Here is a 24640-nt window from a genome sequence, read left to right as displayed (position 1 = left end):
CCTAAAAGTTCTCCCTAATCCAACTGCCAATCCGACCGATTCGACTCGACGGAAGCTCGACCGTGGGCTGCTGCGGCTGACCGGCCGCGTGGTTCTGGAGCGCGAAGGACAGCAGGCCCGCCGCTGCCGAAAAGGCCGGTCCGCCCGTCGAATCCGCCAGTCCGGCGAGGCGCAGCGGCGCGCCGGTGCGGACTTTCTTGTTCAGGATGGCGGCCGCGACCTCGGGCACGCCGTCGAGCTGGCAGCCGCCGCCGACCAGGACGGCGCGGCCGCCGGCCAACTTATCCACACCACTGGCCTCGAGGCGGCTGCGCACCAGCTCGAAGGTCTCCTCGACGCGCGGCCGGATGATGCCGACCAGGATCGAGCGCGGAATGTGGTTGGGCCGGGTGCGGTCCTCCTCGCCGATCAGCGGCACGTCGATGATGTCGTACTCGTCGTTGGGCTTGGCGACGGCGCGGCCGATCTGCGTCTTCATCCGCTCGGCATGGGCGAGCGGCGTCGACAGGCCGCGCGCGATGTCGCGCGTCACGTGCTCGCCGCCGACCGGGATCGAATCGACGTGCACGAGATGGCCTTCGTAGAAGACCGCGATCGACGTCGTGCCGCCGCCCATGTCGATCAGCGTGACGCCGAGGTCGCGCTCGTCGGCGACCAGGGAGCTGAGGCCGGCGGCGTGCGCCGCCACCACGCGGTCGGCGATCTCGAGATGCGCGCGGCGCACGCAGACCTGGAGGTTGCGCATGGCGCCGCTCGCCGCCGTCACGAGGTGCACCTCGACGCCCAGCCGCTCGCCGAACATGCCGCGGGCGTCGCGCACCGGGGTGCCGTCGACGGTGTAGCCGATCGCCTCCGAATGGATGATGTCGCGGTCGGCCGTCTCGGCCGGCAGGTGAATGTGCTGCTGCACCCGGCGGACGTCGCGCTCGCCGATCTCGTGATGGCCGATCGCGACCTCGAGGCTCTGGTTGTGCGAGGAGGCCGAGCCGCCGCTCACGCCCACGATGACCTCCCGCACATGCTCGCCGCACATCTCCTCGGCCGTCGACACGGCCGAGGAGATCGCCCGGGTGGCGGCCTCCATGTCGATGATGTTGCCAGACCGCATGCCCAGCGCCGGCTGGTGGCCGATGCCGACCACCCGCAAGCCCTGGCCGTCGACCCGCGCCACGAAGCAGACGACCTTGCTGGTCCCGATATCGAGCGCCGCTACCACGCCGTTTCTCGTCTTCGCCACGATCTCTCCCCCGTCGCTACGCTTTACACCCTTGGCACGCTGGAAATCACGCCGGTCCGGGCGAAGGTTCGCCCGGACCGCGCTTCCTGAGATAGAGCTTGTCCGGCAGGCGGAGGTCCACCACGCCGAACTCGCGCGACAACAGGCGGTACTGGCCGTCGAGCTTGGCCAGGTGCTGAAGCGCCGCGACCGCGTCCTCTTCGGGCAGCCAGACCTCGATGCCGTTGTTCAGGATCAGGTTCCATCGCCGCTGGCCGACCCAGACCGCGGAACGAAGCTGGGGCACCACGGTCGGCTCGTAAGCCAGCAGCAGCAGGAGCTCGCCGACATGCTCGGGCGCGCCGGTCCCACCCAGCAGCAGCAGTCTCTCGGCGCCGGGCGGCATGCGGCTCGCGCGCACGGTCCGGCCCTCGCGGTCGATCAGCGTGTACTCGCTGCCGTTCTGCCAGATCGCCACCGCCCGGCGCTCGACCAGGGTGACGTAGAGCGTGTCGGGCAGGCGGCGCTCGACCGCGGCGGAGGCCACCCAGTCGATGGCTTCGAGCTTGTGTCGCGAGGCCTGAAGGTCGATGCCGAGCAGCGAATCGCCCGGCTTGACGTCGAGTGCCGCCAGGATGGCGTCGCGCTCGACATACTCGCGGCCCTCGACCGTGACGTCGGCCAGCTTGAAGGGCGTAATGGCGCCGAGGACGGCATGCGTCATGGCGTCGAGGCGGCTGCGCGCCGTCGTCAGCCAGCCTTCGTGCCAGGCCCACCAGCCGCCGCCGCTGCCGCTTCCCAGCAGCAGCACGACGAGGCCGAGCATCAGGGGCTGACGCCACAGCGGCCGGCCGCTCTTGCGCAGGTTCGTGCGTTTCTTGCGCCGGTCGTAGTCGCGGCGCGGCGCGGCGGGCTTGCGGGCGGCGCTCATGCCGGCTGCCTCGCATGCTCGACCATCCAGGTCATGAGCTCGGGCCAGGAGATGCCGGCCCACTTCGCCTGCTCGGGCGCAAGCGACAGGGGAGTCATGCCGGGCTGGGTGTTGAGCTCGAGGACCGTCAGGCCGGTCGTGCCCGGCATCGATTCGTCCCAGCGGAAGTCGGTCCGCGTGAGGCCGCTGCAGCCCAGCGCCTCGTGCGCCATCAGCGCCCAGTCCTTGGCGAGCTCGTAGACTTCCTCGGGGATCGGCGCCGGCACGAGATGCTCGGTGACGCCGTCGGTGTACTTGGCCTCGTAGTCGTAGAAGCGGGTGCGCGGCCTGAGCTCGGTCACGGCGACCGGCCGGTCGGCCATCACGGCAACGGTGAGCTCGCGTCCGGGCACGAACTTCTCGACCAGCACCCGCTCGCCGAACTTCGCCTCCGCGAGCTCGACGGCGGCGAGGTTGTCGCCCTCCCGCACGATGAAGACGCCGACGCTCGACCCCTGGTCGATCGGCTTTACGACATAGGGCCGCGGCATGGGATCGCCCCAGGCCAGCGACCGGCGCTCGATGACCTGGCCTTGGGCGACGCGCAGGCCGAGCGAGGTGAAGACGTGGCGGGCCATCGGCTTGTCCATCGCGATCGCGGAGGCGAGCACGCCGGAATGTGTGTAGGGCACGGCCAGGACCTCGAGCACCCCCTGGATGCAGCCGTCCTCGCCGTACTTGCCGTGCAGGGCGTTGAAGACCACGTCCGGTCCGCCGCCCGACGACGGCCGCAGGAAGTCGACCAGCGCCCGGAGGTCGCGCTGCACGTCGTATTCGACGACGTCGTGGCCGCCCTCGCGCAGCCCCTCGGCGCAGGCCTTGCCGCTGACCAGCGAGACCTCGCGCTCGGGTGACCAGCCACCCATCAGCACTGCCACCTTGCGCTTCACGGGGCTTCTCCCAGGCGCCGTATCTCCCAGTCGAGGGTGACGCCGCTGGTGTCGAACACGCGCCGGCGGACCTCCTCGCCCAGCGCCTCGAGGTCGGACGCGGTGGCGGTGCCGGTGTTGATCAGGAAGTTGGTGTGCTTCTCGGAGACCTGGGCGCCGCCCACCGCGAGACCGCGGCAGCCGGCCCGATCGATCAGCTCCCAGGCCTTGAGGCCGGGCGGATTGGCGAAGGTCGAGCCGCCGGTGCGGCTGCGCGGCTGCGAGCCGGCGCGCGCCTGGTCGATCTCGGCGATGCGCCGCGCGATCGCGAGCTGGTCGCCCGGCGCCGCGCGCAGTCGGGCCGAGGTGACGATCCAATCGGCCGGAAGATCGCTGTGGCGATAGGAAAGGCCGAGCTCGTCCGGCTGGACGGCGAAGATGCGGCCGGAGCGGTCGACGGCCTCGGCCGAGACCAGCACGTCCGCCAGCTCGCCGCCGTAGGCGCCGGCGTTGGTCGGGAAGGCCCCGCCGATCGTGCCCGGAACGCCGCTCAGGAACTCCAGCCCGGCCAGCGCGTGCTCGCGCGCCGTGAGCGCCACGTTGAGGTCGGGCGCGCCGGCTCCCGCCACCACCTCGTGGCCTTCCACGGCGATCCCGGTGAAGCCGCGCATCAGGCGGATGACGACGCCGCGGATGCCGCCGTCGCGGACGATGACGTTGGAGCCCAGGCCCAGCACCGTGACCGGCACGTCCGGCGGCAGCGCCCGCAGGAAGGACGCCAGGTCCTCGACGTCGGCCGGCCGGAACAGGACCTCGGCCGGGCCGCCGGTCGCGAACCAGGTCTGCGCGCCCAGCGGCGCGTCGGCGGTCAGCCGGCCGCGCGGCCGCGGCAGGCGGTCGATCAGGTGGGGCTTGGGGCTGAGCGCCATCATGCCGCCGATCCGCTTCCCTGGGCGTCGGGGTCGTCGTTGGCGATCGCGCGCGGCCCGGCACGCTCGGCGGCGAGCTGCTGCAACTGGCCCGGCAGGGCGTGCGCCCAGGCGGTGATGTTGCCCGCGCCGAGGCAGACGACCACGTCGCCCGGCCGCGCCGTCTGCCAGATCAGTCCGGGCAGGTCGCCCGGGCCCTCGAGCCCCGACACGTCGCGATGGCCGGCGCGCCGCACCAGGTTCACCAGCATGTCGCGGTTGACGCCCTCGATCGGGCTTTCGCCGGCGGCATAGACGTCGGCGATCAGCACGGCGTCGGCGTCGGCGAAGCAGGTCGCGAACTCGCTCTTGAGCGCCGCCAGGCGCGAGTAGCGATGGGGCTGCATGACGGCGATGACCCGGCCCGACCGGCCGTAGGCCTGACGCGCCGCGCGCAGCACGGCGGCGATCTCCACGGGATGGTGGCCGTAGTCGTCGATGACGGTGATGCCGTGCGCCTCGCCGGTCTTGGTGAAGCGGCGCTTCACGCCGGCGAAGGTGGCGAGCGCGCGGCGGATCGTGTCGTCCGACAGGCCCATCTCCTGGGCCACGGCGACGGCGGCCAGCGCGTTCTGGACGTTGTGCTGGCCGAACATCGGCAGGCGCAGGTCGACGATGGTGCGCGCCTCGTTGGTGGCGCGGTTCTCGATCATGACGTCGAAGTCGGCGCCGCCGCGGTCGAGCCGCAGGTTGATGGCGCGCACGTCGGCGGCGGCGCCCAGCCCGTAGGTGATGATGCGCCGGTCGGCGATGCGCGGGATCAGCGCCTGCACCTCGGGATGGTCGCTGCACAGGACGGCGAAGCCGTAGAACGGGATGTTCTCGACGAAGCGCACGAAGGCGTCGCGCAGCGCGTCGAACGTGCCGTAATGGTCGAGATGCTCGGGATCGACGTTGGTGACGACGGCGATGACCGCCGGCAGGCGCAGGAACGAGCCGTCCGATTCGTCGGACTCGACCACCATCCAGTCGCCGTTGCCCAGCCGGGCGTTGGTGCCGTAGGCGTTGATGATGCCGCCGTTGATGACGGTGGGATCGAGACCGCCGGCGTCGAGCATGGCGGCGACCAGCGAGGTCGTCGTGGTCTTGCCGTGCGTGCCGCCGACCGCGACCGACCATTTGAGGCGCATCAGCTCGCCCAGCATCTCGGCGCGTCGAACGACCGGCAGCAGGCGCGAGCGCGCCGCCAGCACTTCCGGATTGTCCTTCTTCACGGCGCTCGACACGACGACGACCTGGGCGCTGGCGATGTTGTCGGCGCGATGGCCGATCGCGACCTTGATGCCGAGCTCGGCCAGCCGGCGCGTGTTGGCGCTCTCGGCGATGTCGCTGCCCTGCACCTTGTAGCCGAGATGGTGCAGCACCTCGGCGATGCCCGACATGCCGATGCCGCCGATGCCGACGAAATGGATCAGTCCGAGATCAAGCGGCATCGCCCTCATGCAGCAACTCCTGTCAGTTCGCCGACCATGTCGGCAAGGCGGGCCGCGGCGTCGGGGCGGCCGGCGGCGTGGGCGGCGGCGGCCATGTCGGCGAGACGCGGCGGCTGGTCGAAAAGGGCCGCGAGATGGCCGGCCAGCGCGGCGGCCGTGAACTCGGCGTGCGGGATCACGATGCAGGCGCCCGAGGCCTCGAAGGCCCGTGCGTTGGCGGTCTGATGATCGTCGGCGGCATAGGGATAGGGAACGAGGACCGACGGCCGGCCGATCGCGGCGAGCTCGGCCACGGTCGAGGCGCCGGCCCGGGCGATCACCAGATGGGCGGCGGCCAGCCGTTGCGGCAGGTCGGCGAAGAACGGCGCCAGCTCGGCCAGGATGCCGCCCTCCGCATAGCGACGGCGCACGGCTTCGAGATCCTCAGGCCGGCACTGCTGGACGAGGCGCAGGCGGCCGCGCAGCGACGCCGGCAGCGACAGCAGCGCCTCGGGCACGACCTTGCCGAACGATGCCGCGCCCTGGCTGCCCCCGAACACGACCAGGTCGATCGTCCGTCCCTCGGTCGGCGGCCGGTAGGGCTGCTGGCGCAGGCTGCGCGCCGCTTCCCGCACCGGATTGCCGACCAGCCGGGCCCGCGGATCGCCCTCCGCCAGGAAGCGGGTGCGATCGAACGAGGTCCCGACCCGCGCGACGCCGGCCAGCACCAGGCGGTTGGCCCGGCCCAGCACCGCATTCTGCTCGTGCAGCATCGACGGCAACCGGCGCAGGCGGGCGGCGACCATGGTCGGCACCGAAGCGTAGCCGCCGAAGCCGACCACCGCCGAGGGGCCGATGCGGCCCAGCGCCCGCCAGGCATCGAGCAGGCCGCGGCCGAGCGACAGGATCGCCAGCAGGCGCCGCGGCAGCGAGCCGCTCGGGCTGGCGGAATGGATGTAGTGGATCGGCCGGCGGGCCAGCGCACCCTGCCACTGGCGTCCGCGCGAATCGGTGATCAGCGCGAACGGAACGCCGCGCGCCTCGAGCTCGCCGGCCAGCGCCTCGGCCGGGAAGACGTGTCCTCCGGTGCCGCCGGTCGCCAGGACCACGGGGCGCGCTCCCTCCATCACACGGCCTCCCGCAGGCCGGCATGCTCGCGCGTCAGCGACAGCATCATGCCGACGCAGATCGCCATCGCGAGCGCCGACGAGCCGCCGTAGGAGATGAACGGCAGGGTCATGCCCTTGGCCGGGATGAGCTGGATGGTCGAAGCCATGTTGATGGCGGCCTGCAGGCCGAACTGCACGGCAAGACCGGTGGCCGCCAGGGTGATGAACAGGCTGGTCTCGCGCGAGGCGCGCGACATCGAACGCAGCGTGACGAAGGCGAACAGGGCGAGGATCATCAGGCAGACGATGAGGCCAAATTCCTCGCCGGCGACGGCCATCACGAAGTCCGTGTGCGCGTCCGGAAGCTGCGCCTTGACCGTGCCCTCACCCGGTCCGCGGCCGAACGAGCCGCCGTTCATGAAGGCCTCGAGCGAGGTGTTGACCTGGTAGTTGTCGCCGGAGGTCGGATCGAGAAAGCGGTCGAAGCGGCTGCGCACGTGGCTGAAGGTGAAATAGGCCCCGACCAGCGCGGTCGCGCCGCCAATGGCGCCGACGCCCGCGATCCACACCGGCAGGCCGACGACGAAGAGCTGCGCGGCCCAGACCAGGGCGACGACGACGCTCATGCCGAGATCGGGCTGCAGGACCAGCAGCGCCAGCACGCCGCCGACCAGCAGCGTCGAAAGGATATAGCCGGGCGCGCGGCGTTCGGCGCGGCTCTGCGCCAGCAGCCAGGCCGAGATCACGGCGAGGCTGGGCTTCACGAATTCCGACGGCTGCAGGCCCGAGAGGCCGGGCACGGCGATCCAGCGCCGGGCGCCCTTGATCTCGATGCCGATGACGAAGGTCGCCGCCAGCAGCAGCACGCTGCCGCAGAAGACCAGCAGCGACAGGCGCCGCACGTAGCGCGGCGAGGCCAGCGAGATCGCCAGCATGACCATGAGGGCGATCGGGAGAAAGACGAACTGGCGCTTGGCGAAGACGAAGGAGTCGGCGCCGATGCGCTCCGCCGCCGGTGGCGAGGCGGCGAGCGTCAGCATCACGCCGAACGCCATGATCGCCAGGATGGCGCCCAGCGACCAACGGTCGACCGTCCACCACCATTGGCCGATGACGCTGCGGTCGTCGCGCGGAACCTGAATCACGCCGCCCTCCCCAAGATCTGCGCGCCGGGCAAAGCGCGCGCCATGCTGCGAAATGCATCGCCGCGGTGTTCGTAGCTCTTCCACTGGTCCCAAGAGGCGCAGGCCGGCGACAGCAGCACCACGGCGGACCCGCCGCCCGCCGCCTCGCTCTGGGCGAGCGCATGGGCGGCGTCGAGCGCCGACTGCAGGTCGCCGCAGCGGCTGAAGGAGATCCGGCCGGCGAGCTGGCCGGCGAAGAGCTCGGTAGCCTCGCCGATCAGGAAGGCGTGGCGGATGCGGTCGAACCACGGTGCGAGCGGCGCCACGCCGCCCTCCTTCGCCTGGCCGCCCAGGATCCAGTAGATGTCGCGATACGACGACAGCGCCCGCGCCGTGGCGTCGGCATTGGTCGCCTTGCTGTCGTTGACGTAGACCACCGTGCCGACGGCGGCGACCTGCTCCTGTCGATGCGGCAGGCCGGGATAGGAGCGCAGGCCCGACACGATCAGCTCGCGCGGCACGTCCAGCCAGCGGCAGGCCGCCCAGGCGCAGGCCGCATTCTGGGCATTGTGGTCGCCCGGCAGGGTCGGCACGTCGGAGAAGTCGACCGAATAGCCGTCGGCGTCGACCAGCAGCCCGGCGCGATACGACACGCCGCCCGCCACGGGCGTCTCGAGCTTCACCGGGATGGCGGCGATGCCGGCCCGCCGCTCCACCTGCTCGAACGTGTCGCGCGAGGGCTCGTCGTCGACGCCGACGATGGCGCAGTCGCCCGGCACCTGGCGGGCGAAGATGTTCCGCTTGGCCGCGACATAGCCCGTGAGATCGCCGTGACGGTCGATATGGTCGGGCGTGATGTTGAGCCAGATCGCGACATGGGCGCGGAAGGTCTCCAGCAGCTCGAGCTGGTAGGACGACAGTTCGAGGACGTAGAGGCCGCCTCCGCTCAGCGGCGCGAGGTCGAGGGCGCCCCGGCCGATGTTGCCGCCGACCTCGCAGCGCAGGCCGGCCGCGGCGAGGATGTGGCCGATCAGCGCCGTCGTGGTCGACTTGCCGTTGGTGCCGGTGATGGCGACGAAGCGCGCCCCGGCCTGGGCACGGGCCAGCAGCTCGACATCGCAGATGATGGGCCGCCCGGCAGCCCGCGCGGCGGCGGCTACCGGGTGCGGTTCGGGGAAGGTGCTCGGGATGCCGGGGCTGATGACCAGCGCGGTGATGCGCGACCAGTCGACGGCCGACGGATCGGCGACCGGCAGGCCGGAAGCGGCCGCGGCGGCGCGCGAGGCCTCGCTGTCGTCCCAGGCGATGCAGTCGATGCCGGCCGCCTGCAGGGCGCGCATCGTCGCCAGGCCGGAGCGCGCGAGCCCCAGCACGACGAACGACGAACCCTTCAGGATGCCGAGATCGATCATCCCCTCACCTCAGCTTCAGCGTGGCGAGGCCGGCCATCGCCAGGATGGCGGCGATGATCCAGAAGCGGAACACGATGGTCGGCTCGGCCCAGCCCTTCTGCTCGAAATGGTGGTGCAGCGGCGCCATGCGGAAGACGCGGCGGCCGGTCCACTTGAAGGACAGGACCTGGACTATGACCGACACGGTCTCGAGGACGAACAGTCCGCCGACGATCGCCAGGACGATCTCGTGCTTGGTGACCACGGCCACCGCGCCCAGCGCGCCGCCGATCGCCAGCGAGCCGGTATCGCCCATGAAGACCATGGCGGGCGGTGCGTTGAACCAGAGGAAGCCCAGCCCGGCGCCGACCAGCGCCGACAGGAGGACCGCCAGCTCGCCCGAGCGTGGGATGTGATGGAGGTAGAGGTAGTTGGTGAGGATGCTGTTGCCGACCACGTAGGCAATCAGGCCGAACACGGCCGAAGCCATGATCACCGGACCGATGGCGAGACCGTCGAGACCGTCGGTGAGGTTGACGGCGTTGGAGGCGCCGACGATGACCAGCACGCCGAAGGCGACGAAACCCACGATTCCGAGCGGCACCAGCACGTCCTTGAGGAACGGCAGGGCGAGCATGTAGCGCAGCTGGGGTGGCGAGATGTCGGCGATCAGCCAGGCGGCGACCGCCGAGACGGCGATCGAGAAGGCGAGCTTGGTCTTGCCCGACACGCCCTTGGGATTGCGCTTGGTGACCTTGAGGAAGTCGTCCCACAGGCCGACCGCGCCGAACGCCAGGGTGACGCCGAGAACCACCCAGACGTAGCGGTTGGTGAGGTCGGCCCACAGCAGGGTCGCCACCGTGAGCGTGATCAGGATGAGCAGGCCGCCCATGGTCGGCGTGCCCTTCTTGGTCAGATGGGTCGCCGGACCGTCGTCGCGGATCGGCTGGCCCTGCCGCTGCTTGCTGCGCAGCCAGCGGATCAGGGGACCGCCGATCAGGAAGCTGAGGACGAGCGCCGTGAGGAAGGCCGCGATCGACCGGAACGTCAGGTAGCGGAACAGGTTCAACGGCGTGAACAGGTCGGCCAGCGGATAGAGGAAGTTGTAGAACATCTAGCGTCCCGCCCCGCCGTCGCTCGCTGCCAGGATGGCATCGACGACGATCTTCATTCTTGAACCCAGCGAACCCTTCACCGCGATCACGTCTCCCGCCTTCAGCGCTCCCGCGACGTCGCCGGCCAGCGCCGCCGAATCCGGCCGGTGCACGCCGCGCTGCTCCGGCGCCAGCCGCCGCCACAGCGCCTCCATGTGCGGCCCGCACAGGAAGACCTGCGCGGCGCCGCTCCGCGCCACCGCCTCCGCGAGCCCGGCGTGATAGGCATCGGCGCCCTCGCCCAGCTCGCGCATGTCGCCGAGCGCCAGCATCCGGCGGCCGCCGGCGCCGGGCTCGGTGCGCGCCAGCACGGCGAGCATGGCGCCGACCGACACCGGGTTGGCATTGTAGCTCTCGTCGAGCAGCTCGACCGTGCCGCCGCCGAAGGCCAGGATCCGCCGCGCGCCGCGACCCGGCGAGGCCGAGACGCCGGCCAGCGTCTCCGCCGCCCGCGCCACGTCCGCCCCCAGCGCCTCGACGACCGCCAGCGCCGCGATGCTGTTCAGCACCCAGTGCTCGCCCGCCGCGCCCAGCCGATACTCGATCCGCCGACCATGGATCAACGCGACAACATCGCTGCCCGAATTCTGCAGGTCACACGCGACAAGCCGGGCGTCGGCGGCCGCGTCGCGGCCGAAGGCGACGACCCGGGAAACGCCGAAGCGCCGGGCATGACCGGCCATCCGCTCGAAATGGCGACTGTCGCGATTGAGCACGGCCACTGCGCCTTTGGCCATGCCGGCGAACAGGCAGGCCTTTTCGTCGGCGATCGCTTCCTCCGATCCCATGTGGCCGATATGGACCGGCCCCACATTGGTCACGACGCCGACATGCGCCGAGACCTGCCGGGCGAGCGGCTCGATCTCGCCGGGATGGTTCATCCCGATCTCGAACACGCCGAAGCGCGCCGTGCGCGGCAGCCGGGCGAGGCTGATCGGCACGCCGACATGATTGTTGTAGGACGCCGCGCTGGCCGAGGTCTCCGCCTGGTGGGAGAGCATGGCCCGCAGAGCATCCTTGGTGCTGGTCTTGCCGACCGAACCGGTGACGCTGGCGATCCGGGCCGGGCTGCGCCGGCGGGCGGCACGGCCGAGATCGACCAGGGCCTTCATCGTGTCGGGGACGCGGATCAGCGTGCCGCCGGCAGCTTCGACGTCGCGCGAGACGATCGCCGCCGCGGCGCCGCGCCGGAGCGCATCCGCCACGAAGGCGTGGCCGTCCGTCGTCTCGCCCGCGAGCGCGAAGAAGAGATCGCCCTTGCCGACCGCGCGGCTGTCGAAGGTGACGCCGGTGGCATCGAAGGACGCGGTCACCGTGGCACCGAGCGCCCGGGACACCTCATCGGAGGTCCAGAGCGCGCTCACGCCACCGGCTCCGCGAACTCGCGCGCCACCGCCGCGTCGTCGAACGGATGGGTCACGCCCTTGATCGTCTGCCCCGTCTCGTGGCCCTTGCCGGCGATCAGCAGGAGGTCCTCGGCGCCGCGCAGCGCTGCCATGCCCTGCTCGATGGCGGCATGGCGGCCGTCGCTTACCTCGGCCCAGTTGCGGCGGTCGCCCGGGATGCCGCGCACGATCTCCGCGCGGATCGCCGCCGGCTCCTCGCTGCGCGGGTTGTCGTCGGTCACCAGGACCAGGTCGGCGAGGCGCGTGGCGATCTCGCCCATCACCGGCCGCTTGCCGCGGTCGCGGTCGCCGCCGCAGCCGAACACCACGACCAGGCGCCCGCGGGCGAAGGGCCGCAGCGTCGCGAGCACCGTCTCGAGCGCCTCGGGCTTGTGGGCATAGTCGACATAGACCGCCGCGCCGGTGCGATGGCGGGCGACGAGCTGCAGCCGTCCCGCCGCGCCGGTCAGGCTCTCGAGCGCCGCGACGGAGCCGGCCGGCGCGCCGCCCGTGGCCAGGACCACGCCGAGCGCGGCCAGCGCATTGGCGGCCTGGAAGTCGCCGACCAGCGGCAGCAGAACCTCGTGGCGCGTGCCCAGCACTTCGATCGCGAGATGCTGGCCGCCCGGCGCGGGACGGCTGTCGAGCAGCCGCAGCTCGCGGCCGGCGCGACCGTAGGTCCAGAAGTGCTGGCCGCGGCGGGCGGCGATCGCGGCCAGCGCCGCGGCACGGTCGCTGTCGGCATTGACCACCGCCGTCCCGCCCTCCGGCAGGAGCCCCGCGAACAGCCGCGCCTTGGCGGCGAAGTACGCGTCCATGGACGGGTGATAGTCGAGATGCTCGTGCGTCAGGTTCGTGAAGGCCGCCGCCGACAGACGCAGCCCGTCCAGCCGGTGCTGGTCGAGACCGTGGCTCGACGCCTCGATGGCGAGATGCGTGACGCCCTCGCGTGCCAGCGTCGCGAGATCGGCGTGGAGCCGCACCGGATCGGGCGTGGTGAGGCCGGCCTCGCGCGAAAGGCCGGGAGAGAAGATGCCGAGCGTGCCGACGCTTGCCGCCCGGAAGCCCAGCGCCGTCCAGAGGTGGCGCACGAAATGCACCGTCGAGGACTTGCCGTTGGTGCCGGTCACGGCGGCGATGGTGGCGGGCTGCAGGCCGGCGAACGCCGCCGCCATCAGCGCAACGCGGCGACGCGGATTGGCGTCGCGCACGACGACGATGCCGGGATCGAGCGGCGGCAGCGCGGCGTCGGGCGCGGCGAGGATGGCCACGGCGCCGCGGGAAACCGCGTCGGCGACGAAGGCAGCCCCGTCCTGGCGATGGCCCGGCATGGCAGCGAACAGGTAGCCGGGCTTCGCCTGGCGGGAGTCGAGGGTCAGGCCGGACAGGGAGGGATTGCGCGGCAACACGGGGACACTGGCGGCCGTGTCGGCGCTCTCCCGCATGAGGTCACTCAGACGCAACGCGACGCACTCCGCCTGGAGGTGCGGCCGCGGCCTGGTTGGGGCTGGGACGCACCGGCAACGCCCGGCGCTGCTCGTGCCCGCCGCGATGGCGGGCGCTGGCCGGCACGTAGTGCGGCGACTGCACGGGCGCGGGCACCGGCGTGGAAGCGATCTCGATGGGCGGCAGGCCTTCCTTCAGGTCTCCGGGCAGGATGCCGTAGAGCGTCGCGATGCCCTCGGAGATGACCTTGACCGAGGGAGCGGCCACCCAGCCGGCCGTGGCGTAGCCGTAGGTCTCGGGAATGCCCTTGGGCTCGTCGATGGACACCAGGATCACGAACTTCGGGTCCCTCATCGGGAAGGCGCCAACGAAGGAGCTGATCAGGGCTTTTTGACGGTAGCCGCCGCGAGTCGGCTTCTCGGCCGTGCCGGTCTTGCCGCCCAGCTCGTAGCCCGGCAGCTCGGCGTTCTTGCCCGTTCCCTCGACCACGTTCAGCCGCAGCAGCTGGCGCATCATGATCGAGGTCTTGGCCTGGATGACGCGGCGTCCGACATCGCCGCCGGCGCCGCGCTTGACCAGGCTCGGCGAGTGGAGGATGCCGCCGTTGACCACGGCCGCCGCGCCGGTCGCGAGATGCAGCGGCGTCACCGAGATGCCATGACCGAAGGCGATGGTCATGGTGTTGATCTTCATCCAGTGCCGCGGATAGAGCGGCGCGGCCAGCTCGTTGAGCTGCGTGCTGAGTGGCTTCAGGAACCCGATCTTCTCGAAGAAGGCGCGCTGGGTCTCGGTGCCCATCTCGACCGCCATCTTGGCCGAGGCGATGTTGGACGAGAACTTGAACAGCTCCGGCACGGTGAGCGGCCGGCGCTGCGGATGGTCGTCGTTGATCGTGAACCGGTCGATCCTGATCGGCGAGGTCGCGTCGAAGACGCTGTTCAGCGTCACCCGGCCGGTGTCGAGCGCCATCGCGGTGTTGAAGATCTTGAAGGTCGATCCCTGCTCGTAGACGCCGAGCGTGGCGCGGTTGAACAGCGCGTCGTTGGTGATGGTCTTGGCGCTGTTGGGGTCGTAGGTCGGCAGCGATGCCATTGCGAGGACCTCGGCGTTGGTCGCGTCCATGACGATCGCCGTCGCGCCGATGGCCGAGAATTTCTGGACGACACGCGCGATCTCGCGCTCGACCAGGCGCTGCAGGCGAAGATCGATGGCGAGCTGCACCGTCTCGCCGCTGTGCAGCTGCTGGTCGAAGAAGCGCTCGACGCCGGCGAGGCCGGAATTGTCGACGCTGGCGTAGCCCAGGATATGCGCCGCCGCCGTACCCTGCGGGTAGATGCGCCGCTCCTCGGACTGGAACTCCAGCCCCGGGATCCCCAGGCGGTTGACGCGGTCGTGCTCGCGCGGGCTCAGGCCGCGCTTGATCCAGACGAAGGTCTTGTCCTCCTCCAGCTTGCTCAGCACGTCCTCGAGCTTGAGGTCGGGCAGCGCCGTCACGATCTTGCGCGCGGCATCGGGCGGATCGATGAGCAGCCGCGGATTGACGAAGGCCGACATCACCGGAACCGAGGTCGCCAGCACGATGCCGTTGCGATCGACGATGTCGGCACGCTCCGACTGGACCGTGCCGCCGCGGGCGGCCATCCGCTGCGTCGGCTCGTCGCCGTCCCGCAGCAGCGACACGTAGCTCATGCGCAGGCCGATCGCGACGAAGGCGACGACGAAGAGGCCGGAGGCCACGACCAGCCGCTGGCGCGCCGTCTCCTGGGCATCGCCCTTGAGCCGCTCGCGCTCCTGCGCCGATCCGTAACGCGCGCCGGCCGCCGCGTTCTTCGCGGCGGCCGGGTCGGGCGAGGCAGACTTTCGCCACAGCCTCATCGAGTCTCCCCTTCATGTCGCGAGAGGATTTCGTCGATGGAGGCTGCGGCGGTCTGGCCGTCGCCTACCGGACCCGTTGCTGCCGGCTCTTGTATCTTGGCCGGTCGAGGGGGCGTCGAGGGTCCGGTGGAACGCCCGGGATGGGGTGCGGAGGCCGGCGAGGGGCTGCCGGCCTCCGCTGCGACGCGTCCACCACCGGGCAAAGTCGACGAGGGGACGTCGTTGCCCGTTCGTGGGGGGGAAGGGAGTGGTGGATCGCGACGCGGGGGCTGTGAATCTGTCTTGAGGGAATCGAGGCGGACGACCTGCTTGATCGTTGCCGGCTCGAGCTTGAGGTGCTTGATCGCCAGCTTCTCGATGCGCTCGGCCTCGTTGAGGTGAGCCCATTCGATGCGCAGCATGTGGGTCGCCTGCTGGCTCTCGATGATCTTCTGGTTGGTGCGGTCGATCTTCTCCTCGAGATCCTGCACCCGGTACTTGACGGTGAACAGGCCGATAGCGGTGGCGACCGCGACGACCGACCAGAACAGGAGGCCACGATGGATCATGCGCGGCCCCCGTCGGCGGGACGCTTCTCGGCGACGCGCAGGCGGGCCGAGCGCGACCGCGGGTTGGCGGCGATCTCGGCGGCCGAGGGCAGCACCGGCTTGCGCGTGAGGTCGCGCAGCGAGGCGACCGGCCGTTCGGCGGGCGGGGCGTGGCGCGACGGCGAGGGCGTGCGACCGGAGCGGGCGCGGACGAATTCCTTGACCGCGCGATCCTCCAGCGAATGGAAGGACACGACCGCCAGGCGACCGCCCGGGGCCAGGACCTGCTCGGCGGCGACGAGGCCGCGCTCGAGCTCGCCCAGCTCGTCGTTCACGGCGATGCGCAGCGCCTGGAAGGTGCGCGTCGCCGGATCGCTCTCGTCCCTGCCCTGCGGCCCGACTGCGCGGCGCACGATCTCCGCCAGCTCGCCCGTGGTCTCGATGGGCTTGGCCCGGCGGGCCTCGACGATGGCGCGCGCGACGCGGCGGCTGCGCCGTTCCTCGCCGTAGCGCCAGATGATGTCGGCCAGCTCGGCCTCGTCGGCATCGTTCACGAGATCGGCGGCCGAACGGCCGCGCCGCTCCATGCGCATGTCGAGCGGGCCGGAAGCGCGGAAGGAGAAGCCGCGGCTTCCCTGGTCGAACTGCATCGACGACACGCCGAGGTCGAGCGCGACGCCGTCGACGTCCTCGACGCCCTCGGCCGACAGCAGGTCGGTCATGTCGCCGAACCGCCCCTCGATCAGGCGCAGGCGCGGCGCATAGCGCTCGGCGAGCCCGCGGCCGGCTTCGATGGCATCGGGATCGCGATCGATGGCGATCACCCGGCAGTCGGCGCGATCGAGCAGCGCCGCGGTGTAGCCGCCGGCGCCGAAGGTGCCGTCGACATAGCGCCCGCCGTCGCGCGGCTGCAGGGCGTCGACGACCTCGTTCAGCAGGACCGGAACGTGCCGCGGGGAGACGGGGCGCTCGCTCATGCGTCGCCTCCGCCCAGCGCGCGCACGAAGTCGGCCATCTTGTTGCGATCGGCCTCGCGCCGCGCCTGCCAGCGCGCCGGATTCCACATCTGGAACTTGTCGCCCTTGCCGACCAGCATCACGCCGTCACCGACCTCGAGCGTCTGGGCGAACTCTGCCGGCAGCGAGAAGCGGCCATCGGGTTCCATCGCGATGGTCCGCGCCGAGGCCGAGAGATAGCCCGCCGGATCGAAGGCTTCGTCGTCGAGCGCGACCTTGAGGGCACCCTTGGGGCCGAGCGCCTCGGCCCGCAGGCGGTCCAGCATGGCGTCGAAACCCGCCCGGGAGTTCCCGTTCACGACACCGGCCAGGTTGGGCGAGTGATACAGCACGAAGGCACCCCGATCGTCGGCAGGCAGTTCGTCGCGAAAGGCGGCGGGCAACAGGACCCGTCCCTTCTTGTCGAGCTTGATCAGGATTTCGGACCGAAAAGCCACCGGCCCAGTCCCCCTGCACCCCCGCGGCTCGCGCCCCACGCCGAGCCTGTTCTACGGGATGTTGTGGGATAGCATGGGAATTTCCGGGAAGCAATGTTTATGAGCAAGATTCCACAAGGAATCGTAAGCGCTTAGGCACCATATCTATGGTCCTTTGTCCATTTGGAGCCGCAAGAAATTGATTGGATGCCGTTCCCAGTACCGATTGGAAGCGGGCAATCCCTCCGGATCGCAAGACGACCGGTACCGTCGGCTCCCGTGAGGGCGACAGAACGAGATGAAGACAGGTCAGACGGCCTGTAAGCCGGGTTCTGTCCCCGCCCCCGGCAGACCGGAGGCGATGGATGGCCATTCCTCTGGGACGCCCGTTGCCGAGCGCCTCGCGCGACCGACCCGGGCGGCGACGCGGAGACCCCGCTGCCGGTCGCCCGGCGTGCCGCCCCTATTTGGTCTTGCTCCCGGTGGGGTTTGCCGTGCCGCTTCCGTTGCCGGTCGCGCGGTGGGCTCTTACCCCACCGTTTCACCCTTGCCGCCCGATCCCGCCCAAGGGCGGGCCGGGAAGGCGGTCTGTTTTCTGTGGCACTTTCCCTGGGGTCGCCCCCGCCGGCCGTTAGCCGGCACCGTGTCTCCGTGGAGCCCGGACTTTCCTCACCCCTCGCGGAGTGCAGCCATCCAGCCGTCTGACCTGAGGCGCCTAGCTAGGGGCGGTTGCCCACCTGGTCAAGGAGGTCCGCGAGCAGCGATCGGGTCTCGGCGTCGGCGACGCCGTCGTCCCGCGACGGCCGGAAGCGGCGCTGGAAGGCGGCAACGATGTCGGCCGGCGACACCTCGACCGGCGGCGCATAGCCGAAACACTGCAGCGCGGCCTGGATGTCTCCTTCGAGCGGCGCCGCGCCCGGCCTCGGCCACAGGCCGATTCCCGCGGCTGCCAGCCGCGCCCAGGGAAAGCGCAGGCCCGGATCGATCTTGCGCCTGGGCGCGATGTCGGAATGGCCGACGACGTTGCGCGCCACGATGGCGGGATGGCGGGCGACGATGTCGCGGCTGAGCTCGACGAGGGCTTCGACCTGGACAACGGGATAGTCGTGCCGATCGCCGTGCAGGTTCACGATCTCGATGCCGATCGAGCTGCCGTTCAGCCCCTCGCGGCCCCGCCAGCGCGAGCGTCCGGCATGCCAGGCGACGCGATCCTCGGGAACAAGACGATAGATCGTGCCGTCCTCGGCCAGAACGTAGTGCGCGCTGACCCGATGCTCCCTGCCGCCGTCGCACAGGATCGCGAGCGACGGCTCGAGAAGCAGCTCGGTGTAGTGCAGCACAAGGATGTCGACGGGCGACGTCCGCGCCGCATGGTTGGGCGACGGGCGCTCCAGCTGTCTCACGCAGGAACGACGCCGCGCGCCCGTCGCAGCCGGTCGTAGGCATCGTTGATGAGAGCGAGCTTGCGGTTGGCGACGGCGATCGCCTCCTCGGGCAGGCCCTGGGCGATCAGCCGGTCGGGATGGTGGGCGCGCGCCTGGCGCAGCCAGGCCTCGCGGATCTGCTCGTCGGTAGCGAGCGGGTCGACGCCAAGGATGACGCAGGGCTCGCATTCCACGACGCCGGTCGCCGCGGCCCGGGCGCGCTCGAAGCGCGCGCTGCTCAGCCCGAAGATGCGGGCGACCTCGGCCAGGTACTCGGCCTCGGGCGCGTCGATCTGGCCGTCGGCCGTGGCGATCTCGAACAGCCCCTCCAGCACGTGCTCCAGGATCTCGGGCGCGTCCGGGAAGAGGGCCGCGAGCCGGCGGGCATAGGACTCGAAGCCCGCGACGTCGCGCTTGGCGAGGTTGAAGAAGCGCTCCACGTTCCTTTCCTCGCCCGGCGGCACGCGGAAGAAGGCGCGGAAGGCCTCGGCTTCGATCTCGGAGACCTCGCCGTCGGCACCGGCCATCTTGGCGCCGAGCGCGATCACGCCGACGGTGAAGGCGACCTGGCGCAGCCCGGGATGGCCGCCGTCGCCCTCGCCGTCTCCTTGCGCGGCAAAGCCCAGCAGCGAGGCCAGCGACTCGCCGCCCGCGAGCCGCGCCGCGCGGTCAACGATGCGTTCCCACAGGGTCATGCCGGATTCGCTAACGGGTGCCGCTCAAAGGATCAAGGCGCCGATCGCCACGCCCACCAGCAGCACGAGGGCGAGCCGGCGGTAGAAGGTATCGGTTGCCAGGGGGAACAGCTTGCCGCCGAGAACCCCGCCCGCCATCACCGCCGGTGCGAGGAACAGCGCGAGCACGAGCGTGTCGGTCTGGACCAGGCCGCGCGAGAAGAAGGCGGCGACCGCCACCAGGTCGACGAACACGAAGTAGGTCGTGAGGTTGGCGCGCACCCGCGTCACCGTCTCGTCGCCGGCCAGGTAGTAGAAGGCGATGGGCGGACCGGCCATGCCCGCCAGTCCGTTCAGGAAGCCGCTGCTGACACCCGCCGTCAGGGTGGTCGTGGTACGGGGCGTGCCCGTAAACCGCCAGCCGCTGGCCAGCAGGGCGACGGCCGACAGGACGACGGCCGAGATCGCCCAGCGCATCACCTCCGGCTCGGTGAGCGTCAGCACGATGTTGCCGACCGGCACGCCGACCGCGGCGGCCACCAGGAGGAGACCGATGCGCCGCCAGTCGACCAGGCGAACGACCCCGGGAAGCAGCGGCAGGGCGACGGCGATCTCCAGCAGCAGGCAGAGGACCACGCCGACCGCGGGCCCGTGGATCGCCGAAAAGACGGGGGTCATCATCATCGCCGCGCCGAACCCCGAAAATCCCCGCACCATGCCGGCGAAGACGGCCACGACAGCACACAGGACAAAGGAATATGCAAGGAAATCGGGCATTCGCGGCGGACGGTAACATTGCCGGAGCGCCGCCCCAGCATCATATAATGCAGGCCATGCCCTCAAAGAATCTTGCGGTCTCCAGCGTCCCTCTCCTCATGCCGTACGTGCAGCGTCGGCCCGAGAGGGTCGGCGGCAAGCCGTTCAAGCTCGTGTCGGACTACACGCCGGCCGGCGACCAGCCGGAGGCGATTCGCCAGCTCACGGCCGGCGTGGTCGAGGGCGAGCGCGACCAGGTGCTGCTGGGCGTCACGGGGTCGGGCAAGACCTTTACCATGGCCAACGTCATCGCCACGCAGGGCCGCCCCGCGCTGGTGCTGGCGCCCAACAAGACGCTGGCGGCCCAGCTCTACGGCGAGATGAAGGGCTTCTTCCCCGAGAACGCGGTCGAGTACTTCGTGTCGTACTACGACTACTACCAGCCCGAGGCCTACGTGCCGCGGTCCGACACCTACATCGAGAAGGATTCGTCGATCAACGAGCAGATCGACCGCATGCGCCACTCGGCGACGCGCGCGCTTATGGAGCGCGACGACGTGATCATCGTGGCGTCGGTGTCCTGCATCTATGGCATCGGCCCGCTGGAGAACTACCAGATCATGACCTTCCGGCTGCACAAGGGCCAGAAGATCGATCGCACCAGCCTGCTGCGTCGCTTCGTCGAGCAGCAGTACAAGCGTAACGACAATGCCTTCCAGCGCGGCACCTTCCGGGTGCGCGGCGACACGGTCGACCTGTTCCCCGCCCACTACGAGGACAAGGCCTGGCGCATCGAGATGTTCGGCGACGAGATCGAATCGATCGTCGAGTTCGATCCGCTGACCGGCGAGAAGACGGCGACGCTGGGCGATATCGTGGTCTACGCCAACAGCCATTACGTGACGCCGCGGCCGACCATGCAGAAGGCGATCGACCAGATAAAGACCGACCTCAAGCAGCGGCTCGACGAGTTCAACCGCGCCGGCCGCCTGCTCGAGGCGCAGCGGCTCGAGCAGCGCACCCTGTTCGACATCGAGATGCTGGAGACGACCGGGTCCTGCGCCGGCATCGAGAACTACTCGCGCTACCTCACGGGCCGCAAGCCAGGCGAGCCTCCACCGACGCTGTTCGAGTACTTTCCGGAGAACTCGCTGCTGATCGTCGACGAAAGCCACGTTACGGTGCCGCAGATCGGCGGCATGTTCCGCGGCGACTTCAACCGCAAGAGCGTGCTGGCCGAGTTCGGCTTCCGCCTGCCCTCGGCGATCGACAACCGGCCGCTCAAGTTCGAGGAATGGGACACGCTGCGGCCACAGACGACTTTCGTCAGCGCCACGCCCGGTCCGTGGGAGATGGAGCGCACCCAGGGCATCTTCGTCGAGCAGGTGATCCGGCCGACCGGCCTGATCGACCCGACGGTCCTCATCCGTCCCGTCGAGAAGCAGGTCGACGACCTGATCGCCGAATGCCGCGACTGCGCCAAGAAAGGCCAGCGCGTGCTGGTCACCGTGCTGACCAAGCGCATGGCCGAGGATCTGGTCGAGTACATGCACGAGGCCGGCATACGCTGCCGCTACCTGCATTCGGACATCGACACGCTGGAGCGGATCGAGATCATCCGCGACCTCCGGCTCGGCTCGTTCGACGTGCTGGTCGGCATCAACCTGCTGCGCGAGGGACTCGATATCCCGGAATGCGCCCTGGTCGCCATCCTCGACGCCGACAAGGAAGGCTTCCTGCGCTCGCCCACCTCGCTCGTGCAGACGATCGGCCGCGCCGCCCGCAACGTCGACGGGCGGGTCATCCTCTACGCCGACCAGATGACCGATTCGATCAAGTACGCCATGGCCGAGACCGACCGTCGGCGCGCCAAGCAGATGGCCTACAACAAGGAGCACGGCATCACGCCGGCCTCGGTGCGCAAGAACATCGCCGAGATCCTGCAGTCGACGGCCGAGCGCGACCACTACACGGTCGACACCGGCGTGTCGGGCGACGTGCACCTGGTCGGCCACAACCTGCGCAGCCACATCGCCGAACTGGAGAAGCGCATGCGCGACGCCGCCGCCAATCTCGAGTTCGAGGAAGCCGCCCGCATCCGCGACGAGATCCGCCGTCTCGAGGCCAACGAGCTCGAGCTGCCAGGCCAGGCGGCCGGCGCCAATGTCGGCGTGCATCTCGGCAAGATGCAGCACAGCCGGGTCTTCCGCGGCGTGCGCACCGGCTCCGGCGGCCGCGGCAAGCCGGCCCGCCGCAGCGGCCGGTAGGCAAGCGCCCTACAGCGGGATGAGGTGAGGTGGAATCGCTTGCGATTCCACCTCACCTCATCCCCGCGCGCGATTGTCGTAGGTTGCGGGAGGGCATGATGAGATTGGCTGTTTCCAGCCAATCTCATCATGCTTTAGCTAGCCAGCCGCGCGGCCACTCGAGATCAGCCCCCAGCAATGAGTCGGCAGGATTCCAGCGCGCTCTATCGCTCGGCCGGAAGCGCGCTCTCGTGCCAGCGCCGCAGCAGCAGGTGACTGAGCAGCGTCAGGACCAGGAAGATCGCGATGCCGGTCGCCGAGATCAGCACGAGGGCGGCGAACATGCGCGGGATCTTGAGCTGGTAGCCCGATTCGAGGATGCGCCAGGCGAGGCCCGACGCGCTGCCGCCGGTACCGGCGACGAATTCGGCCACCACGGCGCCGATCAGGGCGAGGCCGCCCGAGATGCGCAGGCCTCCCAGGAAGTAGGGCAGCGCCGCCGGCAGGCGAAGGTTCACCAGCGTGCGCAGGCGCCCGGCGCCGTAGAGCCGGAAGAGTTCCAGCAGGTTCGGATCGACCGAGCGCAGGCCCAGCACAGTGTTGGACAGGATCGGGAAGAACGCGACCAGCCAGGCGCAGATCAGCAGCGATAGGTCGACATCGTTGGCCCAGATGATGATCAGCGGCGCGATCGCCACGATCGGCGTCACCTGCAGGATGATGGCGTAGGGAAAGAACGAGAGCTCGACCCAGCGCGACAGCGAGAACAGGACCGCCAGAAGCCCGCCCACGACGACGGCCGCGGCCAGCGCCTGGAGGGTGATGCGGAGCGTGACCAGGAGCGACGGCGCGAGAGTCCCCCAGTCGTCGACCAGGGTCCGGGCGATCAGCAGCGGCCCCGGCAGGATGTAGGGCGGGATGGCCAGCCAGCGCACGGTGCCCTCCCAGAGCACGAGCATGGCGATGCCGACCAGCAGCGGCGCCAGCAGGCGGGCGGTCACGCCGCCCTCATGCCGCCAGCACCTCGCCGAGCCGCGTCGAGGCCGTCCGGCAGAAGGCACCGTACTCGGGCGAGGTCCGGAAAAGCTCGTCGCGCGGGTAGGGCGCCTCGACGGCCAGCTCGGCGGCGATGCGGCCGGGGCGGCTCGACATGACCAGGATGCGCTGGGACAGGAAGACGGATTCGAAGACCGAATGGGTCACGAAGACGATAGTGACGCCGGTGCGCTGCCAGAGCTCCAGCAGGTCGCTGTTCAGGCGATGGCGGGTGATCTCGTCGAGGGCCGCGAAGGGCTCGTCCATCAGCATGAGCCGAGGCCCGACGGCCAGCGCGCGGGCCAGCGACACCCGCATCTTCATGCCGCCCGAGAGCTCGCGCGGGTAGCTGCGCTCGAAGCCCCCCAGGCCGACCTTGGCCAGGGCTTCGGCCGCCCGCCCCTCGCGCTCGGAGCGCGCCACGCCCTTGAGCTTGAGGGGCAGGGCGACATTGGCCAGCGCCGACGCCCACGGCATCAGCGTCGGTTCCTGGAACACGAAGCCGAGATCGCCGGGCTGGCCGCCGCCGTCGCGCTCTATGATGCCCGTCGTCGGCTCGATCAGGCCGGCGATCAGGCGCAGCAGCGTGGACTTGCCGCAACCCGACGGCCCCAGCACGCTCACGAACTCGCCGGCGAGGATGTCGAGCGAGACGTCGCCCACCGCCAGCACGCCGTTGGCGAAGGCCTTCGAGACGCCATGGACCCCGAGCAGGCGCATCAGGGCGACAGCCTCAGGCCGGCGGCAGGGTGAGGTCGATGGTGGCCGCCCAGACCGGCATCGGCAGGCTGTCGCGGGCCGCCAGCGCAGCCGGCAGGGCGCCGCGATCCGTGACCTTGCGGAACGGCAGAACGAGGCCGGCCCGCACGCCGAACACCGCGTCGGCGTCGAGATACTTGTCGTCCTCGGGGAAGAACTCCGTGATCAGCGGCCGGTGGCCCGGCGCGTGGACGATCATGTGGAGATGGGCCGGCCGCCACGCATGACGGCCGAGGGCGCGCAGCATGTCTCCGGCAGGGCCGTCGTCGGGAACCGTGTAGGAGACCGGGCGCACCGTCGAGAAGGCGAAGCTGCCGTCGTCGGCGACCGTCAGGCGGGCATGATAGTTCGTCGGCGAATGGGCCGGGTCCTGCTGGGCGTAGAGCCCATTCCCGCCGTTCTGCCACAGCGCCAGCACGGTACCGGCGGCGGGAGCCCCCTTCCCGTCCGTCACCCGGCCGCTCACCACCAGGGGCTCGCCGACCTGCCCCTTCCAGAGGTCGCCGCCGTTGGGCAGCTCGGGCGCTCCCTCGATGTGGAACGGGCCCAGCACCGACGACGGCGTGCCCGAGCCGGCCGTGTTGATCATGTCGACCAGCGAGGAGACGCCCAGCAGGTCGGAGAACAGGATGTACTCGTTGCGCTTGTCGTCGGTGAATTCGGTGGCGCGCGTCAGGGCGCCGATCGCGGCGTCCCATTCGGCCTGCGTGACCTTGTTCTCCCGGACGAAGCTGTGGAGGTGACCCGCCAGCCCGACCAGCAGCGTGCGCGTGCGCTCGGAGGGCGCGTCGCGGGCATAGTCGGCAAAGGCCTGGGTGATGCTGGTCGGCGTCAGGTTGCGCATGGCGTGCCCTCTCCCTCGCGGGTC

At 70.4% G+C, this 24640-nt stretch carries 21 protein-coding genes, 1 other RNA gene and 1 pseudogene; 1 reads left to right on the top strand and 22 read right to left on the bottom strand.

Annotated elements, in window-relative coordinates; genetic code table 11:
- Position 1: 1 nt before the first annotated feature.
- From ftsA to ACO073_RS29945, 19 genes and pseudogenes are all read right to left on the bottom strand, one after another.
- Complete coding sequence (gene ftsA, locus ACO073_RS30035) at positions 2-1237, bottom strand: cell division protein FtsA (RefSeq protein ID WP_422003082.1); 1236 nt, start codon at positions 1235-1237, stop codon at positions 2-4.
- A 46-nt stretch (positions 1238-1283) separates the two neighbouring features.
- On the bottom strand, positions 1284-2147 hold the full coding sequence (locus tag ACO073_RS30030) for a cell division protein FtsQ/DivIB (protein WP_422003080.1): 864 nt from the start codon (positions 2145-2147) through the stop codon (positions 1284-1286).
- Positions 2144-3076, bottom strand: coding sequence for a D-alanine--D-alanine ligase (locus tag ACO073_RS30025; RefSeq protein ID WP_422003078.1), 933 nt, complete (start codon positions 3074-3076; stop codon positions 2144-2146). Before ACO073_RS30025 ends, ACO073_RS30030 begins: the two co-directional genes overlap by 4 nt.
- On the bottom strand, positions 3073-3987 hold the full coding sequence (gene murB / locus ACO073_RS30020) for a UDP-N-acetylmuramate dehydrogenase (RefSeq protein WP_422003076.1): 915 nt from the start codon (positions 3985-3987) through the stop codon (positions 3073-3075). The genes ACO073_RS30025 and murB overlap by 4 nt, the downstream gene beginning before the upstream one ends.
- On the bottom strand, positions 3984-5465 hold the full coding sequence (gene murC / locus ACO073_RS30015) for a UDP-N-acetylmuramate--L-alanine ligase (RefSeq protein ID WP_422003074.1): 1482 nt from the start codon (positions 5463-5465) through the stop codon (positions 3984-3986). Before murC ends, murB begins: the two co-directional genes overlap by 4 nt.
- Complete coding sequence (gene murG, locus ACO073_RS30010) at positions 5462-6562, bottom strand: undecaprenyldiphospho-muramoylpentapeptide beta-N-acetylglucosaminyltransferase (protein ID WP_422003072.1); 1101 nt, start codon at positions 6560-6562, stop codon at positions 5462-5464. Before murG ends, murC begins: the two co-directional genes overlap by 4 nt.
- Positions 6562-7689: an FtsW/RodA/SpoVE family cell cycle protein gene (locus tag ACO073_RS30005; RefSeq protein ID WP_422003070.1), complete on the bottom strand. Its 1128-nt coding sequence runs from the start codon at positions 7687-7689 to the stop codon at positions 6562-6564. Before ACO073_RS30005 ends, murG begins: the two co-directional genes overlap by 1 nt.
- The gene (gene murD, locus ACO073_RS30000) at positions 7686-9080 is read right to left on the bottom strand and encodes a UDP-N-acetylmuramoyl-L-alanine--D-glutamate ligase (RefSeq protein WP_422003068.1); all 1395 of its coding nucleotides are present in this window, start codon (positions 9078-9080) and stop codon (positions 7686-7688) included. The genes ACO073_RS30005 and murD overlap by 4 nt, the downstream gene beginning before the upstream one ends.
- A gap of 4 nt (positions 9081-9084) precedes the next feature.
- Positions 9085-10173, bottom strand: a complete 1089-nt coding sequence (gene mraY, locus ACO073_RS29995) for a phospho-N-acetylmuramoyl-pentapeptide-transferase (protein ID WP_422003066.1) — start codon at positions 10171-10173, stop codon at positions 9085-9087.
- Positions 10174-11577 (bottom strand): UDP-N-acetylmuramoyl-tripeptide--D-alanyl-D-alanine ligase, encoded by a 1404-nt coding sequence (locus ACO073_RS29990; protein ID WP_422003064.1) that lies wholly within the window; start codon positions 11575-11577, stop codon positions 10174-10176.
- Complete coding sequence (locus tag ACO073_RS29985) at positions 11574-13061, bottom strand: UDP-N-acetylmuramoyl-L-alanyl-D-glutamate--2,6-diaminopimelate ligase (RefSeq protein WP_422003062.1); 1488 nt, start codon at positions 13059-13061, stop codon at positions 11574-11576. The genes ACO073_RS29990 and ACO073_RS29985 overlap by 4 nt, the downstream gene beginning before the upstream one ends.
- Positions 13048-14919, bottom strand: a complete 1872-nt coding sequence (locus ACO073_RS29980) for a peptidoglycan D,D-transpeptidase FtsI family protein (RefSeq protein ID WP_422003060.1) — start codon at positions 14917-14919, stop codon at positions 13048-13050. Before ACO073_RS29980 ends, ACO073_RS29985 begins: the two co-directional genes overlap by 14 nt.
- Positions 14916-15467, bottom strand: coding sequence for a cell division protein FtsL (gene ftsL / locus ACO073_RS29975; RefSeq protein ID WP_422003058.1), 552 nt, complete (start codon positions 15465-15467; stop codon positions 14916-14918). Before ftsL ends, ACO073_RS29980 begins: the two co-directional genes overlap by 4 nt.
- Positions 15468-15481: 14 nt before the next feature.
- Positions 15482-16423 (bottom strand): annotated as a pseudogene (rsmH, locus tag ACO073_RS29970) (16S rRNA (cytosine(1402)-N(4))-methyltransferase RsmH); the annotation flags it as partial.
- Positions 16420-16899, bottom strand: coding sequence for a division/cell wall cluster transcriptional repressor MraZ (locus ACO073_RS29965; RefSeq protein WP_422003056.1), 480 nt, complete (start codon positions 16897-16899; stop codon positions 16420-16422). The gene ACO073_RS29965 and the pseudogene rsmH, both read right to left, overlap by 4 nt.
- A 284-nt stretch (positions 16900-17183) precedes the next feature.
- An RNA gene (gene rnpB / locus ACO073_RS29960) (RNase P RNA component class A) lies at positions 17184-17583 on the bottom strand.
- Positions 17584-17597: 14 nt separating this feature from the next.
- The gene (locus ACO073_RS29955; protein ID WP_422003054.1) at positions 17598-18281 is read right to left on the bottom strand and encodes an N-acetylmuramoyl-L-alanine amidase; all 684 of its coding nucleotides are present in this window, start codon (positions 18279-18281) and stop codon (positions 17598-17600) included.
- The gene (locus ACO073_RS29950; RefSeq protein ID WP_422003052.1) at positions 18278-18997 is read right to left on the bottom strand and encodes a TerB family tellurite resistance protein; all 720 of its coding nucleotides are present in this window, start codon (positions 18995-18997) and stop codon (positions 18278-18280) included. Before ACO073_RS29950 ends, ACO073_RS29955 begins: the two co-directional genes overlap by 4 nt.
- A 24-nt stretch (positions 18998-19021) precedes the next feature.
- Positions 19022-19711, bottom strand: a complete 690-nt coding sequence (locus ACO073_RS29945) for a sulfite exporter TauE/SafE family protein (RefSeq protein ID WP_422003051.1) — start codon at positions 19709-19711, stop codon at positions 19022-19024.
- Between the two features lie 23 nt (positions 19712-19734).
- Between ACO073_RS29945 and uvrB the strand changes: the two genes are divergently transcribed.
- Entirely contained in the window at positions 19735-21999 is a 2265-nt protein-coding gene (gene uvrB / locus ACO073_RS29940) for an excinuclease ABC subunit UvrB (RefSeq protein ID WP_422003049.1), read from the top strand.
- Between the two features lie 203 nt (positions 22000-22202).
- Here uvrB and ACO073_RS29935 read toward each other — a convergent pair whose 3' ends face one another.
- The 3 genes from ACO073_RS29935 to ACO073_RS29925 are packed head-to-tail and all read right to left on the bottom strand — an operon-like array spanning position 22203 to position 24616.
- Entirely contained in the window at positions 22203-22937 is a 735-nt protein-coding gene (locus tag ACO073_RS29935; protein ID WP_422003188.1) for an ABC transporter permease, read from the bottom strand.
- A 49-nt stretch (positions 22938-22986) separates the two neighbouring features.
- A complete protein-coding gene (locus tag ACO073_RS29930) occupies positions 22987-23733 on the bottom strand; it encodes an ABC transporter ATP-binding protein (protein WP_422003047.1) in 747 nt (248 codons plus the stop codon).
- Positions 23734-23746: 13 nt separating this feature from the next.
- Positions 23747-24616 carry a dioxygenase gene (locus ACO073_RS29925; protein WP_422003045.1) on the bottom strand — a complete coding sequence of 290 codons (870 nt, stop codon included), beginning with the start codon at positions 24614-24616 and terminating at the stop codon, positions 23747-23749.
- Between the last annotated feature and the right edge of the window lie 24 nt (positions 24617-24640).

Source organism: Reyranella sp. (assembly GCF_965229815.1).
GTDB lineage: Bacteria > Pseudomonadota > Alphaproteobacteria > Reyranellales > Reyranellaceae > Reyranella.
Note: the sequence above shows the minus strand (reverse complement) of the source record. Positions and strands in the feature narration are given on the sequence as shown.

Bases quoted from the DNA above. Each gene is read 5' to 3' on its own strand.
- ACO073_RS30030 (WP_422003080.1), bottom strand. From the start codon at position 2,147: ATGAGCGCCGCCCGCAAGCCCGCCGCGCCGCGCCGCGACTACGACCGG.
- murB (WP_422003076.1), bottom strand. From the start codon at position 3,987: ATGATGGCGCTCAGCCCCAAGCCCCACCTGATCGACCGCCTGCCGCGG.
- murC (WP_422003074.1), bottom strand. From the start codon at position 5,465: ATGAGGGCGATGCCGCTTGATCTCGGACTGATCCATTTCGTCGGCATC.
- murG (WP_422003072.1), bottom strand. From the start codon at position 6,562: ATGGAGGGAGCGCGCCCCGTGGTCCTGGCGACCGGCGGCACCGGAGGA.
- murD (WP_422003068.1), bottom strand. From the start codon at position 9,080: ATGATCGATCTCGGCATCCTGAAGGGTTCGTCGTTCGTCGTGCTGGGG.
- mraY (WP_422003066.1), bottom strand. From the start codon at position 10,173: ATGTTCTACAACTTCCTCTATCCGCTGGCCGACCTGTTCACGCCGTTG.
- ACO073_RS29980 (WP_422003060.1), bottom strand. From the start codon at position 14,919: ATGAGGCTGTGGCGAAAGTCTGCCTCGCCCGACCCGGCCGCCGCGAAG.
- ftsL (WP_422003058.1), bottom strand. From the start codon at position 15,467: ATGATCCATCGTGGCCTCCTGTTCTGGTCGGTCGTCGCGGTCGCCACC.
- ACO073_RS29950 (WP_422003052.1), bottom strand. From the start codon at position 18,997: ATGACCCTGTGGGAACGCATCGTTGACCGCGCGGCGCGGCTCGCGGGC.
- uvrB (WP_422003049.1), top strand. From the start codon at position 19,735: ATGCAAGGAAATCGGGCATTCGCGGCGGACGGTAACATTGCCGGAGCG.
- ACO073_RS29935 (WP_422003188.1), bottom strand. From the start codon at position 22,937: ATGCTCGTGCTCTGGGAGGGCACCGTGCGCTGGCTGGCCATCCCGCCC.
- ACO073_RS29930 (WP_422003047.1), bottom strand. From the start codon at position 23,733: ATGCGCCTGCTCGGGGTCCATGGCGTCTCGAAGGCCTTCGCCAACGGC.
- ACO073_RS29925 (WP_422003045.1), bottom strand. From the start codon at position 24,616: ATGCGCAACCTGACGCCGACCAGCATCACCCAGGCCTTTGCCGACTAT.